General features: G+C 47.6%; 14 protein-coding genes. 8 read left to right on the top strand and 6 right to left on the bottom strand.

Annotated features, from left to right (window positions below; all coding sequences use genetic code 11):
- Positions 1 to 81: 81 nt before the first annotated feature.
- Together OI18_RS03930 and OI18_RS03925 are read left to right on the top strand one after the other, a co-directional pair.
- The gene (locus tag OI18_RS03930) at positions 82 to 984 is read left to right on the top strand and encodes a hypothetical protein (RefSeq protein WP_039137424.1); all 903 of its coding nucleotides are present in this window, start codon (positions 82 to 84) and stop codon (positions 982 to 984) included.
- A gap of 65 nt (positions 985 to 1,049) precedes the next feature.
- Positions 1,050 to 3,836, top strand: coding sequence for a CHAT domain-containing protein (locus OI18_RS03925; protein ID WP_039137423.1), 2,787 nt, complete (start codon positions 1,050 to 1,052; stop codon positions 3,834 to 3,836).
- A gap of 493 nt (positions 3,837 to 4,329) precedes the next feature.
- Here OI18_RS03925 and OI18_RS03915 read toward each other — a convergent pair whose 3' ends face one another.
- The 3 genes from OI18_RS03915 to OI18_RS03905 all read right to left on the bottom strand — a co-directional run bounded on the left by OI18_RS03915 (position 4,330) and on the right by OI18_RS03905 (position 7,273).
- On the bottom strand, positions 4,330 to 5,085 hold the full coding sequence (locus tag OI18_RS03915; protein ID WP_039137421.1) for an anti-sigma factor family protein: 756 nt from the start codon (positions 5,083 to 5,085) through the stop codon (positions 4,330 to 4,332).
- Position 5,086: 1 nt separating this feature from the next.
- Positions 5,087 to 5,683, bottom strand: coding sequence for an RNA polymerase sigma factor (locus OI18_RS03910; protein ID WP_039137420.1), 597 nt, complete (start codon positions 5,681 to 5,683; stop codon positions 5,087 to 5,089).
- An 87-nt stretch (positions 5,684 to 5,770) separates the two neighbouring features.
- The gene (locus OI18_RS03905) at positions 5,771 to 7,273 is read right to left on the bottom strand and encodes a sulfatase family protein (RefSeq protein ID WP_240312715.1); all 1,503 of its coding nucleotides are present in this window, start codon (positions 7,271 to 7,273) and stop codon (positions 5,771 to 5,773) included.
- A 33-nt stretch (positions 7,274 to 7,306) separates the two neighbouring features.
- Here OI18_RS03905 and OI18_RS03900 point away from each other — a divergent pair, with 33 nt between their 5' ends.
- Positions 7,307 to 7,807 carry a DinB family protein gene (locus OI18_RS03900; RefSeq protein ID WP_039137419.1) on the top strand — a complete coding sequence of 167 codons (501 nt, stop codon included), beginning with the start codon at positions 7,307 to 7,309 and terminating at the stop codon, positions 7,805 to 7,807.
- Positions 7,808 to 7,809: 2 nt separating this feature from the next.
- On the opposite strand, the gene OI18_RS03895 is transcribed toward OI18_RS03900, so the two are convergent.
- On the bottom strand, positions 7,810 to 8,787 hold the full coding sequence (locus OI18_RS03895) for a carboxylesterase family protein (protein WP_072038950.1): 978 nt from the start codon (positions 8,785 to 8,787) through the stop codon (positions 7,810 to 7,812).
- Between the two features lie 98 nt (positions 8,788 to 8,885).
- Here OI18_RS03895 and OI18_RS03890 point away from each other — a divergent pair, with 98 nt between their 5' ends.
- The 3 genes from OI18_RS03890 (at position 8,886) to OI18_RS23600 (ending at position 10,410) form a co-directional block, all read left to right on the top strand.
- Positions 8,886 to 9,332 carry a TonB-dependent receptor plug domain-containing protein gene (locus OI18_RS03890; RefSeq protein WP_039137417.1) on the top strand — a complete coding sequence of 149 codons (447 nt, stop codon included), beginning with the start codon at positions 8,886 to 8,888 and terminating at the stop codon, positions 9,330 to 9,332.
- Between the two features lie 32 nt (positions 9,333 to 9,364).
- Complete coding sequence (locus OI18_RS03885; RefSeq protein ID WP_039137416.1) at positions 9,365 to 10,021, top strand: alpha/beta hydrolase family protein; 657 nt, start codon at positions 9,365 to 9,367, stop codon at positions 10,019 to 10,021.
- 62 nt (positions 10,022 to 10,083) lie between these two features.
- Positions 10,084 to 10,410, top strand: coding sequence for a YdhR family protein (locus tag OI18_RS23600; RefSeq protein WP_052272845.1), 327 nt, complete (start codon positions 10,084 to 10,086; stop codon positions 10,408 to 10,410).
- Positions 10,411 to 10,413: 3 nt separating this feature from the next.
- Here OI18_RS23600 and OI18_RS03875 read toward each other — a convergent pair whose 3' ends face one another.
- Positions 10,414 to 10,944 (bottom strand): DsbA family protein, encoded by a 531-nt coding sequence (locus tag OI18_RS03875; protein WP_039137415.1) that lies wholly within the window; start codon positions 10,942 to 10,944, stop codon positions 10,414 to 10,416.
- A 10-nt stretch (positions 10,945 to 10,954) separates the two neighbouring features.
- Entirely contained in the window at positions 10,955 to 11,425 is a 471-nt protein-coding gene (locus OI18_RS03870) for a redoxin domain-containing protein (RefSeq protein ID WP_039137414.1), read from the bottom strand.
- 122 nt (positions 11,426 to 11,547) lie between these two features.
- Between OI18_RS03870 and OI18_RS03865 the strand changes: the two genes are divergently transcribed.
- Positions 11,548 to 12,504 carry a S1C family serine protease gene (locus OI18_RS03865; RefSeq protein ID WP_039137412.1) on the top strand — a complete coding sequence of 319 codons (957 nt, stop codon included), beginning with the start codon at positions 11,548 to 11,550 and terminating at the stop codon, positions 12,502 to 12,504.
- A gap of 296 nt (positions 12,505 to 12,800) precedes the next feature.
- On the top strand, positions 12,801 to 14,237 hold the full coding sequence (locus OI18_RS03860) for a lipase maturation factor family protein (protein WP_240312714.1): 1,437 nt from the start codon (positions 12,801 to 12,803) through the stop codon (positions 14,235 to 14,237).
- Positions 14,238 to 14,241 lie beyond the last annotated feature (4 nt).

Raw genomic sequence — 14,241 nt, 5'->3', positions numbered from 1 at the left:
TGGTATCGCGGTTACAAATAGCCCTTCGGTGGTTATAATTCATACGAATTGCCCCTTGTTGACCGTTATAACCCCAGACCCATGAAAACAAAGTTGCATATCTACCTGGCTGCCCTGCTCCTGCTAACGGGCTTCATTGCCTGTCATAAGTCACTGGATCCCCGTGATCCGGAAAGCCCAACCGGTCCGGTTGGTCCGGGCGCACCGGGACCAGGTACTGAAGAGCAACTGGACACCATTCCCTATCCCCAACACATTTCCCAGCGTTGTTCCGGTGCCCCGGATTATGGCGACAGCATTCTCTACATGCACCCTGGCAGCACCGATATCATCGCAATGCCCCTTAATCAGCCTGACAGTGGCGAGTACTTTTCCTGGCCTACCGGGATGGTCCTTGACCGGATTTCCGGCGCTATCAATATCAGCCGGAGTGAAGGCGGGGTTCGGTATCACCTGGGTTATGTAAAAAAAGGCACAACCGACACCTGTATCCAGACAATTATCCTCGGCGGAGCCTCGTATGCAGACAGCATTTATGTGCTTGAAGATGACCACCGGTATGCAAAGCCATTTTTTAATGCAAATACCAACCTGGTCAATGTCTGCAGCGGAAGTGGTGTTCCCGGCGGCGGGATCTGTGAGTGGGATGTGGATGGTACGGCAGAAAGAAACCGAATTAAGATCGATAACAATACCGGGGTGATCGACCTTGAGAACACCCTGAAAGACAATGCATTCGGACTCCTGGCACTGGACGGTTCAACAGTAAAGGTGACCCTCGCTTACCGGCTGAACGACAACAGCTCCATGGCGACCCAGTACTTGCCGGTCACCCTCATGTATTACCGCAATAAGTCCAGTGTCCCCTCTGACCTCAAGCTGCAGATCAACCTGAAACTGAGCCAGATCCTGACGAATGACCTGCTGCTGTTCAGCGTTGCCAAACCAAGACCACCAATTATCGTAGTTACCCGGTATAAGTAACGAAGTCCGCTCCCCGGGCAATAGCGTGCCCCACCGGAACGTTGATGGGAGAAATCCGATATCGAATGTCCCGGAGGGTTATTTGGCTGCTGTTGTTTTCGTTCGCGCTGGTGCGGGGAAATTCGGGCAAACCCGCTGATCCGGCAAACGAATGGCTGAGCACATACCTGCGGGCAGACAAATTCTTCAACTCTGCCGAACCGACTGAATCCACCGACAGCATCGCGCTGGCGGGGTTCGAGAAAGTTATCCGGCTGCTCACCACAACCGGAAGCCGGCAGAAAGACAGCATCCTCTTTGAAAGCCAGCTTAAAAAAGGTATCCTGCTGGCTGTTCAGGACCAAACAATTCTTTCCAAGGAAGCATACCTGCAGGCAGCCGCTGTGCACCGCCGCTCCGGGTCATTGAGTGACTCTGTTCTTTTCCGCTTATTCGTATATGTGGGTTCCAGTTACTATACCCTGAATAACTTTGACAGCGCCAACCATTACCTGATTAAAGCAGAAGCCCTGGGCCGGAAGTTTCCCGGTGTCACCGAAAAGGAACGGCTCTTCAATAACCTCGGCGCTTTACATTTTGCAAATGGAAACTATTACCTGAGCAAAAATTATTTTGAGAAGGCCCTCGACCTGGTCAAAAGCACGAAACCTTTTGATGCCGCGTTTGCGCGTGGACTTCAATCCAATATTGCCTCTGCCAATTATAAAGCCGGCAAATACCCCGAAGCGCTTACCATTTACCGGGAGATCATTGGCGATAACTCAGCTGATTACATTTATTACAGCATTTGCATGAACATGGGAAAGGCGTACCAGGCACTGGGAAAGTACCCCGAAGCACTTTCGAGCTTCAGGCGGATCGACCCGAATGAGTCGCCCGGCGTTTTCAACGAAATAGCTGCAGCACATTTTGAACTGGGTAACTATGATTCGACGGCATATTACCTTGGCAGGCTCGAAGCAATGCAAAAAACAAAAGAACTGAATATACTGGACGAAGGCATTTATGCCCTTTACAAGTCGGACCTGCTTATACAGAAACAGCAATACCCAGAAGCGATCAAAGACCTCCAGCTTGCCATCTGTGCGTTCAGTAGTAACTTTCGAAATACAGATATCTACTCCAACCCAATCAATTTTTCAGGAAGCTATACCTATTTCCGTCTTTATGAAGCGTTACAAAAGAAAGCGCAGGCATTTTACCTGCTCTATCGTAACAGCACAAACGAAAAATATCTTACCGGGGCGCTCGACTCCTATATGTCTGCCCTGCAACTGATCGGATACATAGAGAAGAGTTATGATACGGATGATGCCAAGCTCTTTCTGAAACAAAACAGTGGTGACGTATATGCATCCGCATTGGAAGTTTGCCTTGAACTGAATGAGTTGCACCCTGGTAATAAGTACCTCGACCAGGCCTTTCGCATCAGTGAAATGAACAAAGCTTCGATCCTGGCTTCAGGCCTGCACCAAAGGAAGATTGCAAATTATCCCGGGGCTGATTCTTCGCTCCTGCAGACCGAAAGGAATATCAGGTATAATATAGCCCGCCTGGATGTACAGAGTCAACAGGCTTCCGGCAATGATGAGCTGGAAAAACTGGCAAAGGAAAAAGCAGGCTATGAAATTGCATTAAGTCAACTGCAGAAAAACCTGGAACAGGACAACCAGTATTTCCGACGTAAATATGACCATTCCGTACATGGCGCCGACGAACTGCAAAAAGCGCTTACCCGCAACCAGGCCCTGTTCAATTTCGTGAAAACAAAAAGGGGCCCCGGAATATTTGCCCTTACCCGGAAAGAATTTAAATACATTGAACTCAGCGGGGGGGAATCTTTACAGGATGCAGCGGCAGACTGGATTCACCTACTGCAGTCGACGGGAGATGGCCGGAAATTCAATGGCAAACAAACCGGGGGTTACCTGTATTCTCACCTCGTTAAACCTATGCTTGAATTTGGCAGCCGCCAGGATGAGTGGATCATTATTGCTGATGGCAATCTCCAGCAGCTGCCATTCGAATCGCTGCCTGCTGACGAGTCGGGGAAGTACCTCCTGGAAAGTAAAACCATCAGCTACCAGTTCTCCACCCGTTTCATACTTACAGGCCAACAGGTTATAAATGAAGCTTACAAGGTACTTTCATTCGCGCCTTTTGCCTCGCCAGGCACAAGGATGGAGCAGTTACCTGCATCAAAAGAGGAAACTGAAGGTTTGGCCGGAAAGATCTACTTAAACGAACAGGCAACCAAACAGGATTTCCTCCGGGAAGCATCGCAATATCCTGTAGTACACCTGGCAACCCATGCGATTGCGGAAACCGAAAATCCTGCAGCCTCATACATTGCTTTTTATCCCAAACAGGATTCACCTGCCGAAGACAACCTCTTTCTTGAAGAAATCTACAACCTGGCTCTCGATAAATGCCAGCTTGTGATTATCAGTGCCTGCGAAACGGGCAAAGGGGAAATTGTAAGTAATGAAGGAGTAATCAGCCTGGGAAGGGCATTTGCTTATGCGGGCTGTGGCGGAACACTCAGCAGTCTCTGGAAGGCTGAGGACCGGTCAACCGCTGCAATATTAAAGGCATTTCACAAGTACCTGCAAAAAGGATATACAACAGCCGCCGCACTCAGGCAGGCGAAACTTGATTACCTGCATAGTGATGCTTTGTATAAGAATCCGGCTTTCTGGAGTCACCTTGTATTCACCGGCAACCCACAGGCTGTAACAGCAGAAGCATCATCCGTCGTACCATGGATGATGCTTCTGTTGGTTGTTGTATTGTTGATCTTGTTACGAGAGACAAAGTTGAAAAAAAGTCGGCGCAACTTGCAAATGTCGTGAGCATCAAAGCCTGCCGGTTCAGTTTAGGGTACGTCGACTTTTTTTAAGGTTCTGCTTGATCTTCATTGGATTGGATTGGATCTGGATCTGTTGAATTTTTCAGGATAATGGATCATGGACGGTTCTGGACAATTCTGGTGATTTTTCGGATACTGGATACTTCATCGGCTTTTCATTGATACATGGATATTTGGTCTTTCGGATACTGGCTGGTTCATGGATACTGGCTGGTTTCTGGATTTCGGATTCTGTGTGGCTTTTCAGGGATATTGTGTTCTGCTGTTTCATTATTTAATAACCGCTGCTAAATAAAATGTAACCGGGATTCTGGATTTTTTTTGGTTTTTTTTCGAAGGATATTGTCTGTGGTTTCAAAGAGCGCTTACATATATTAATAACCGCTGCTAACCGGTATGTAACCGGATTTCAGAAATTTTTTCAAAAAAAAACGCCCCGCCATGCGGGACGTTTAAACTTAACGTACAAGAAACGGTTATTCCTGTTTGTTCCCTTTTAAGGTCAGCACCTTCAGATCCAGTGCAGAAATGTTTTGGGCTTTGTCGTGGAAGATATGGTCTTTGTTACCACGGATATTTTTGAGAATATCCGAACCTTCTGCTCCTTTACCGGCACCCAACAGCGCCATGGCAAGGTAATATTCAGCTTCTTCCTGGTATAAAGACTCTTTTACCCCTGCGTTGATGGCCATGACAGACCGGAACCTGACCACCGCAGTTTCAAACTGTTTCAGCTCGAGACTTGCCATACCTGCAAGAAATTCTGCTTTCTGGTTTTTAGTTGCCATGCTGTTATACAGGCTGTTAACCGCTGTCCAGTTTTTATCACGATAAGCGTTCTCCAGGTCGGTCAGAGTACCTGTACCGCGGCTGGTATTGAGTTCGTACGAACTGAAGCTTTCATTATATAAGCCAGAAGCGTTTGTAGTTGTATACCGGTATGCTGCCGCCGCACCAACAAGTACTATCACCATTGCAGCTATCCGCATTACTTTGCTGAACATGGGGCGAACAATTGCCGGTTCTTTGGCTGCCTCAAATTGCCTGCGCACGTCTGCAACCTGCATCTGGAGACCCGCCTCACGGACCAGGCTAACCGAGAAAAGGTAGCTTTCATATTCTTCTGCAGCGATAGGGTCAGCCTCTAAAAGCGTTTCCACCTCCTGCCTTCCGTTCTCGTCAAGCTGGTTGTCGATGTAATCGATCAGAAGTTCATTTTGGGGCACTGACATATCAAGTTGTTTTTATTCTTCCTGCCAACAGTGGATGTTTTTTAACCATACCGGTGAATTGCTGGAGGCATTTATACTTTTTGTTACGCACCACCTGTTCATTTTCATAAGGCAGGTGGCTGACGATTTCTTTCATGGAAAGGTTCTCGTAATAAAAAAGGAGCAAAATCTTTCGGCAGGGTTCATCCAGTTTTGACAACAGCTTTTGCATCTCCTGCTTCAGCTCGCGTTCCTGGATGTGCCGGCTCGCATCTTCTTCAACCTGGTCACGGCCCCGTTCGAAGATCTTATCACGCAGATCTGAACGCTCTTTCTTGCGGACTTCATTGTACCAGATATTTTTCGCGATGGCTGCGAGAAAGGTTCCTATTTTGGCTTCGGGCCGGTAACTGCCTTTCCTGACAGTGTCAATGAACGCGACTACTGTATCCTGGAACACATCCTTCGCCTGTTCCTCACTTGCTCCGTATTTCATAATAAAAGAACTCAATTTCTCCGCATGTTGCCGGTAAAGTGCGCTGATGGCGTTGTTCAGGTGTCGATCTTCCCTAATGGCCATTATCAGCTCCTCATCGGCGTAAAACTCAACTGCTTTCATATTTAATGGTGGCTGGGGGTCAAAATGTAACCGGGTTAAATGATCTTTTTATAATGTATTAATATACAACATTTTAGAAACAGCTGGCTATTCTTTCACAACCCCAGCCTGTCTTACCCCCTGGCCCACAGTGTTTGTCAGTCCATCTCCCAACTCAGACCGATACCGGTTTGCAACCTGGATAAGTTCCCTGACAACTTCGGGATACAAGTCCTGTACATCCCTGTCCTCCCCTGGATCAGTCGACAGGTCGTACAAAGCCTGCTTTACTTCAATTGATCCGTACCGGCCCGGGTACCTATCCTTACCAAGGGTTGCAGGTGGACCATAAGTTTGTGAATTTGCAGGAAAAACAAGTTTCCATTTCCCCTTCCTGATGGCCTTCAGGCTGTTGCGATCGTAATAGTATGCAAACTCGTCGCGGGGATTGGATTTTCCCTTGCCGGTTAACAATTCAGTAAAATCAACACCATCTATTTTTTTCACGGGCATGGACAAGTGGCAGATGTTTACAAGTGTCGGAAGAAGATCCATCGCAGTTACAAGATTGCTGCGGACAAGTCCACCCCTGATTCTTCCGGGCCAGGAGACGATGAATGGCACTTTGAGGCCTCCCTCCCATGCAGTACCCTTTCCTTCCCGTAATCCACCTGTATTACCGGCATGATTGCCGAAGGTCAGCCAGGGTCCGTTGTCACTGGTAAAAATCACAATGGTATTCTGATCGAGTTTATTTTCTTTCAATGTTCTCATCACTTCACCAACCGACCAGTCGACTTCTTCCATCACGTCGCCAAACAGGCCCGCACCGCTTTTGCCTTTGAACCTGCCGGACACTCCTAATGGTACATGCACCATAGGATGCGCAAAGTATAAGAAGAAGGAACGCTTCCTGTTCCTGTTGATAAAATCAACTGCCCTTTTTGTTAAGCTGCCGGTGAGCTGGTCCTGGTCATCGAAGGTCGAAATGATTTTGGTTGTTGTATTCCCATCGATCAATGGCAGTGGCGGATACTTTGCCCGCCAGAAAGAGGTATCCTTCCAACGCTCGCCGTTATAATCATAAGCCCACATATCATTTGAATAAGGAAGACCGTAGAACTCATCAAATCCATGCTGTAAAGGAAGGAAGGGCACTTTATGTCCAAGGTGCCATTTTCCGACCATTCCGGTTGCATACCCACCGTCCCTCATCAGCTCGGCGATGGTTTGTTCGTCGGGATTCAAGGCAAATTTTGCATTATGGTCAATAGCACCACTGATACCGATCCGCGTCGGATAACAGCCGGTAAGCAGGCCACTACGTGAAGCAGTACATACAGCCTGGGCGGCATAATAGTTGGTAAAACGAATGCCTGCAGCCGCAAGCCTGTCGATATTCGGCGTTCTATAGGGACCACCACCATAACAGGCGGGGTCGCCATAACCCATATCATCCATAAGGATAACAATTACATTCGGACGCTTACCGTCCTGGCCAAACGAACCAATAGCGAATAACGTAAACAGGAAAAATATTGCGGTCATCCTTTTCATAGCTGCAATATAGGTCACCGGCAGTTTCAATTGCCTGTTGCTTAACTTTAGCATGGTTGTTGAACCGATAACCCCAAAATTGCTGCCATGCAACACACTAGCTACGGTAAAGAGTGGGCGCACGAACTACAGGCCGAAGCACCTGCCACCCGCAAATGCCTTGAAAGGATTCCCAATTCCACTTTCGGCTGGAAGCCTCATGAAAAATCAATGGAAATGGGCTACCTGGCACTGCTGGTAGCAGAGATACCAAGATGGATCAGTGCCATGATCGAACTGGGTGAGATAGATTTCGCCACATACGAACAAACGCCGTTGAATGAGGAAACCGATCTTGTCGCGCATTTTGACAAAAATTATGAAAAGGCCAAAAAAGCATTGGAATCACTGCAGGATGAAGACATTTCAAAGTCATTCTCGCTGAAAAACAATGGAACTGTATTGTACAGTTCACCGTTGAAAGAAAGCATCGGCTCCACCATTAATCACTGGGTTCATCACCGGGGCCAGCTCACCGTATATATGAGGCTGAATGAGATCCCGGTTCCATCCATTTATGGCCCGAGTGCAGATGAGAAGACGTTTTAATTTTACCTGATCTTACGGAAGATGACTCTCTCCCTTCCAGAGAATAAAAAGCCCGTTACCTTATTTTTCCGGCGAATGAATTCAACATCAATGTTTCTGGCCGGATCAATAAAAAAGAGTTGGTCACCTGCCGCTTTCAGTGGAATGGTATCGCGGCCTCCGATGGCTATAAGGCTACTGTTCTGTACAAAAAGCCTGACCGTATCATCATCGGCGCCAGCTACGTACCAGCCTTCATAGTCCTTAAGTTTTGTCTCTGGAACTTTTATTTCGCTGTACTTAAATTTCCGGTGTGCAAGGAACCAGTCATAGAGTGAGTCACTTGAATTATATGCACTGTCCCAGCTGTTGTGATTTGCCTCGGGATATAAAGTGAACCTGACTTCAGGATTATACTTCCGTGCCGCCTCAACCATTTTTATGCTTGAAGCTGGCAAAACCACATCGTCTTTTGCCCCATGAAAACACCAGATTGGAATATGCCTCAATTTCCAGATGCCGGCTGTGTCGCCACCGCCACAAACTGGTGCGATCGCAGCGAACTCATCGGGATATTTCATGGCCAGGGACCAGGTTCCGAAACCTCCCATACTGAGACCGGTCAGGTAAACCCTTGAATCATCAACCCTATAGCGCTTTTTAACATCCTGTATCAGCTGATACAGCATTTCGACATCCCATCCATTAGGTACCGCAGACTGAGGCGAAACCACGATGAAAGGGAACTGTTTTGATTTTGCAGCCAGGCTGGGAGGTCCGTGAACCTTCACTTTTTCAATATCACTTCCACTTTCACCGCTGCCATGCAGGAATAACATTAATGGCCACCGGGTACTGGTATCCGATGCATAACCCTGCGGCATTGAAAGCAGGTAGTTGGTTTCCCGCACAAACTTCTGTGAGGTTTGCTGTGCTTTGGCCAGACCAGCCACTGCGAAAATGAGGGACAGACAGGTAAATAACCTGTAAATGAACTGCATCCTACAAATTAGAAAATAAATCGTAAAAATGAAAAGTGAAAAAGGGTTTAGTTAGCAAAACCCCGGCTGGAAGAGTAGTAAATTACTGCAAACACTCAATGATGTTACGTAGTGCCATTATACTGTGTGCTGTGTTTTCTTCAGCTTTTTCACTGGCCCAGACAGTCAACTCCGAGGAATACCGGAAACAACTGAATGAGGAATATACATCCGGCCTTTTCTCCACTGATAACGCATATATGTTGGTACCGGATGATGATCCTGCTTCAGTAGGTTACTGGAATGTTTTCCAGTACTTACAGGGACGGGTACCTGGCCTCAATATCAGGAACGCTTACAGCTTCGGTTCCACAAGAGTTGCATACCGTGGAGGACGACCAGCCTTTTTCCTGGATGAAATGCGTGTTGATCAAAGCGTGATCAACAACATTAATGTTTCGGACATTGCCCTGGTTAAAATTTTCCGAGCTCCGTTCATGGGTGCAATTGGCGGAGGACCCAACGGTGCAATTGCAGTGTATACGAAAAGGGGTGATGAGGAATAAAGGCCTAACTTCGGGTGACTGGAAATTCTAACATGACAACACAAACCTTAACGCTCCAGGTTTCCCCGGAGACAGGTACTGTTTCTGCAGAGTATATCGTTCCCGAAAAACCTGCATGCATCATGACATTGGCGCATGGCGCCGGCGCCGGGATGAACCATACATTCATGGTCAATATCGCCCACTCACTGGCAGAAGCAGGGATAGGCACTTTACGATTCAATTTCCCATTTACCGAAAACAAAAAAGGAAGACCAGACACGCCTGCAGTCGCGCACCAGGCAATTGCAGCGGCACTTATGCATGCACATGATTCCTACCCCAAACTCCCGGTATTCGCGTCAGGAAAATCATTTGGCGGACGAATGAGCTCACAATACCTGGCAGCCCACCCAAAGCCTTTCGTAAAAGGGTTGATTTTTTATGGCTTTCCACTTCACCCTGCCGGCAAACCATCAACCGACAGGGCCGAACACCTGAAAGAGATAAAGATTCCCATGCTGTTCCTGCAGGGCACAAAAGATGAACTCGCAAAATGGGATCTTATCGAGCCGGTTTGTGCGTCGCTTCCCACTGCCACACTGGTAAAAATTGAAGGTGCAGACCACTCCTTTAAGGCAGGGAAAATCAACGTGATGGAACTACTTACAAATCACTCCCGCGATTGGATCAAGGCTATTATCGGCTAAACTCCGTAGCTTTACTACCCCCAATTTCTGTAACCTTATATGTTCATTCTAAAACATTCTTTATGGCACAGAAAGTTCTTGTCACAAAATTCAACTACAAGGGTTCCCGGGAAGAGTATGAAAAGATGGCAAATGAAGTTGCCCCTGCCTTTGCGGAAGTACCGGGCTGCGACTGGAAACTTTGGATCATAGACGAAGCAAAAAATGAAGCCGGCGCGGTTTATCTTTTCAGGGATGAGGCCTCTTTGAAGCAATTCCTTGACAGTCCACTTGTAGCTTCTGTTTTGTCTAATCCTGCATTGGAAAACTTCGACCTGCGGGCTTCGGATGTAATACCGGGATTAAGCGAGATCACCCACGCACCTGTTGGAACCCGTGTAACGGCATAACAATTACTGTTTTACTCCGAATTGTTCTTCGATGTACCTGGCAAGGTTATCCCCTTCCCAGCTGCCTTCGTATCGTTCACCATTAACAAAAAAAGTAGGAGTTCCGTTTACCCCGCTCCTCATGCCACCCATGAAATCATTTTCAACTTTGTCGTGCAGACTACTATCCTGCAGGTCATCCGTGAATTTCGCGATATCAAGTCCTATTGTTTCAGCATAGCTGAGGAGTGACTCAATATTGAGGTAAGCCTGATTGTCGAAAAGCATGTCATGCATTTCCCAGAATTTATCTTGTACCGCTGCCGCTTCAGCAGCGACGGCGGCAGCCATTGCCTGTGGATGAACCCTGGTCAGGGGAAAATGCCTGAACACCAGCTTTATTGAATCCTTGAAAGTATATTTCAATTCCTTCACTAACGGGTATGCACGACCGCAATGAGGACACTGGAAATCTCCATATTCAACCAACTCAATGGCCGCCTTTGAATTACCCCAGGTATGATCCAGGTTCGAAACGGGAATTGCTAATGGCATAACGAAGGATTTATATTGTTTTTTCCTTTTCCATTTTTTCCAATGCGCTCATAATTCCGTCTGCCCCGGGATTGACACCGCGGTCAGAAAGATAACTCCATTGTATAACACCGTCCTCATCCAGTACAAACAAGGCCCGTTCACTCTGACCTTCCTGGTCATTATATACCCCATATGCTTTCGACACCTTTCCTTTCGGTTCAAAATCTGCCAGCAAAGGAAAATCAAGGTTGCGTTGCTCACGATAACTGGTATGGCACCATTTACCATCAACGGAAATCCCTATCACCTGCGCGTTCAGGTTTTTGAAATAATTATTGACTTCATTATAGAGCGCAAGCTGGTCGCCACACACCGGGCTCCAGTCAGCAGGGTAAAACACGAGTATTACCCGTTTCCCTTTCCACTGTGTAAGGGTCATTTTTTCTTTTGGTCCTGAAAACAATTCAAAATCAGGAGCTGTGGTACCTGGTGACAACATGGCAAAAGGTTTTGTTAATAGCAGATATGGCAAAGTTAATGCCGGACACTAACCATTCGACATATCCTGGCTGCCGTTTTGACCATTTTCTGTTTTGGAACGCGGATTGAGCGTTTTTACAAATGATCAGATTTATACAGCAGGATGCATCCTTGCTGGATGCTTATTCCTCTACCGTATCGAATGTATTCCGCACTATGTCTCCTGCCGTGGTGCACATTCGAAACAGCGGTGCAGGGAATGGTCGCGGACGCGGGGGATCAGGATCAGGCTTTCTTATCTCGTCCGATGGCTATATCATCTCCAATCACCATGTTACAGAGGGCACAGGGCAGCTGGAAGTGTCGCTGGATGATGGAACCATACTATCAGCTGAGCGGCGGGGTTCTGATCCTTCAACTGATATCGCCGTGTTAAAAATTGATGGCCGCTCTTTCCGTTCACTTACGTTCGCGGACTCGGCGACACTCGTACCCGGACAGATAGCAATCGCAATTGGGAATCCCTATGGCCTGCAACAAACGGTAACTGCTGGTGTTGTCAGTGCAGTTGGTCGCAGTCTGCGGGCAGGTAACGGAAGATTGATAGATGATGTGATCCAGACAGATGCAGCATTGAACCCCGGTAATTCAGGCGGACCGTTACTTAATTCTGAGGGAAATGTTATAGGTGTTAACACAGCAATTATCCAGGCAGCACAGGGCATCTGCTTTGCGGTATCATCGAACCTTGCTTCATCCATCGCGGGTCAGCTCATTATGAAAGGAAGGATTAACCGGGCTTTAATTGGAATTGCTGGCCAGGCTGTCAATCTTACTTCCCGAATGAGAGAGGTAAACAGGATCCCGAATAAAACGGGTATATATGTGTTTGAAGTGATGAAGATCAACGCACTCAATCACAAAAAGATCTTTTACGGTGACATTATTGTCCAGTTCAATGGGAAACCCGTAGAATCAATTGACAGCCTGTTCAAATACCTTACTGAGGAAACAATCGGGCTACCTGTCCAGATCGGTTTGCTGCGTGAAGGCATCTTGCGACAGGTGATGATCGTTCCTGAGCCATCAGGAAACTGATCCGGGCAGTGGTTAACCGTCTCGGTTAATCACATGCCTGCAATGGATGAAATAGAGATGCTCACTGCAACCTGACAACGCCAGCGTAAGTCTATTATGTGTTTAAACGAATTACATACCCCGTTTTTAATATCCAATTCAATTATCCGGTTTTTAGGTTAGGGCTTTGTTTTTTTGAATCACCCAATCTGTACCAACTGTCCCTTCTGGGACAGTTCTTTTTTTATGCAGAACTTTAGGTCAACACTGGTTTCAACATGAACAGCGCGCGACCAACCTATTGGCTTACCCGATTCTTGATCCTAAGGCTGCTGGGAGTAGTCTATGCAGTTGCCTTTCTTGTCGCCCTTGACCAGGTCATTCCACTTATCGGATCGAACGGCTTGCTGCCGGTTGGCAATTACCTTGACGAGGTCGCGCTCTCACTGGGATCGCGCAATGCCGGCTTCTGGAGATTACCGTCAATTTTCTGGTTCGGTCATTCAGACTCTACCCTCCTGGTTGTTGCCTGGATCGGATTTGTGCTGGCCTGCATTGTGATTTGTGGCTTTGCTAACGCGCCACTCCTTTTCCTTCTTTGGATGCTGTACATGTCGTTTGTACATGTGGGTCAGGACTGGTACGGATACGGCTGGGAAATCCAGTTGCTCGAAACCGGTTTCCTGGCTATTTTTCTTTGTCCGCTCTTCGATGCAAGACCATTCCCCCGACGACCGCCACCATTCTTCATAATAGTTCTCTTAAGATGGCTGGCCTGCCGGATCATGTTAGGAGCCGGGCTGATAAAACTTCGCAATGATTCCTTGTGGCTCAATGGCACTGCTCTTTATTATCACTTCGAGACACAGCCCATCCCTGGCCCGCTGAGCCGGTGGTTTCATTTCCTGCCCCACCCAATCCTCAAAGCTGGTACCTGGTTCAATTTCCTGGCAGAGCTCGTTGCCCCTTTATTTGTTTTCTGGCCCCGGACTACCAGGCATGTTGCAGGAATTGTGATCGTTCTCTTCCAGTTTACGATTATCCTAAGCGGGAATTTATCTTTTCTCAATTGGCTAACCATTGTGCCCGCATTGGCTTGCTTTGATGATGGATTCTGGTCGAAGGTCCTGCCACGGCCGCTGGTTCAACGGGCGGAAGCAGCAATTGGTCTGTCCGAAGATTCCAGGCCAATGATCGTTACTTCATATGTAATCACCCTGGTGATTGGAAGTCTCAGCATTCTACCCGTTTTCAATATGCTCTCGTCACGCCAGGTGATGAACACATCTTTCGAGCCCTTCGACCTGGTAAACACTTACGGTGCCTTCGGCTGGGTTGGACGTGAAAGGCTGAATGTCGTTTTTGAAGGGACTTCTGATACAGTACCAGGTGACAGCGCGCACTGGAAAGAATATCCGTACAAGGGACTACCTGTTGCCCTGGACAAAAGACCACCGCAGATTGCCCCATACCATTTAAGATTCGACTGGCAGATGTGGTTCGCTGCGATGGCAGATGCCGGGGATTACCCGTGGACCTTAAGCCTTACCGATAAACTCCTGCATAACGATCCTTTAGCCATTCAACTGTTCGCGTCCAATCCTTTCCCCGGAAAGCCACCACGTTATGTCCGGGCAATACTTTACAGGTATTCTTTTTTACCATCGGCAAACAAGGAAGGCAAATGGTGGAAGCGCGAACAACTGGCGATCTGGCTTCCTGCACTTTCAGCAAATGATCCGCGACTGCCCTGACAAT

This window comes from Flavihumibacter solisilvae, assembly GCF_000814475.1.
Classification (GTDB): Bacteria; Bacteroidota; Bacteroidia; order Chitinophagales; family Chitinophagaceae; genus Flavihumibacter; species Flavihumibacter solisilvae.
The sequence above is the reverse complement of the archived record's forward strand: the minus strand, read 5'-3'. Positions and strand labels throughout refer to the sequence as shown.

Excerpts from the sequence above, each read along its gene's own strand:
- OI18_RS03930 (WP_039137424.1), top strand. The coding sequence starts at position 82 with ATGAAAACAAAGTTGCATATCTACCTGGCTGCCCTGCTCCTGCTAACG.
- OI18_RS03915 (WP_039137421.1), bottom strand. The coding sequence starts at position 5,085 with ATGTCAGTGCCCCAAAATGAACTTCTGATCGATTACATCGACAACCAG.
- OI18_RS03885 (WP_039137416.1), top strand. The coding sequence starts at position 9,365 with ATGACAACACAAACCTTAACGCTCCAGGTTTCCCCGGAGACAGGTACT.
- OI18_RS03890 (WP_039137417.1), top strand. The coding sequence starts at position 8,886 with ATGATGTTACGTAGTGCCATTATACTGTGTGCTGTGTTTTCTTCAGCT.
- OI18_RS03895 (WP_072038950.1), bottom strand. The coding sequence starts at position 8,787 with ATGCAGTTCATTTACAGGTTATTTACCTGTCTGTCCCTCATTTTCGCA.
- OI18_RS23600 (WP_052272845.1), top strand. The coding sequence starts at position 10,084 with ATGGCACAGAAAGTTCTTGTCACAAAATTCAACTACAAGGGTTCCCGG.
- OI18_RS03925 (WP_039137423.1), top strand. The coding sequence starts at position 1,050 with ATGTCCCGGAGGGTTATTTGGCTGCTGTTGTTTTCGTTCGCGCTGGTG.
- OI18_RS03875 (WP_039137415.1), bottom strand. The coding sequence starts at position 10,944 with ATGCCATTAGCAATTCCCGTTTCGAACCTGGATCATACCTGGGGTAAT.
- OI18_RS03910 (WP_039137420.1), bottom strand. The coding sequence starts at position 5,683 with ATGAAAGCAGTTGAGTTTTACGCCGATGAGGAGCTGATAATGGCCATT.
- OI18_RS03870 (WP_039137414.1), bottom strand. The coding sequence starts at position 11,425 with ATGTTGTCACCAGGTACCACAGCTCCTGATTTTGAATTGTTTTCAGGA.
- OI18_RS03865 (WP_039137412.1), top strand. The coding sequence starts at position 11,548 with ATGATCAGATTTATACAGCAGGATGCATCCTTGCTGGATGCTTATTCC.
- OI18_RS03900 (WP_039137419.1), top strand. The coding sequence starts at position 7,307 with ATGCAACACACTAGCTACGGTAAAGAGTGGGCGCACGAACTACAGGCC.
- OI18_RS03905 (WP_240312715.1), bottom strand. The coding sequence starts at position 7,273 with ATGCTAAAGTTAAGCAACAGGCAATTGAAACTGCCGGTGACCTATATT.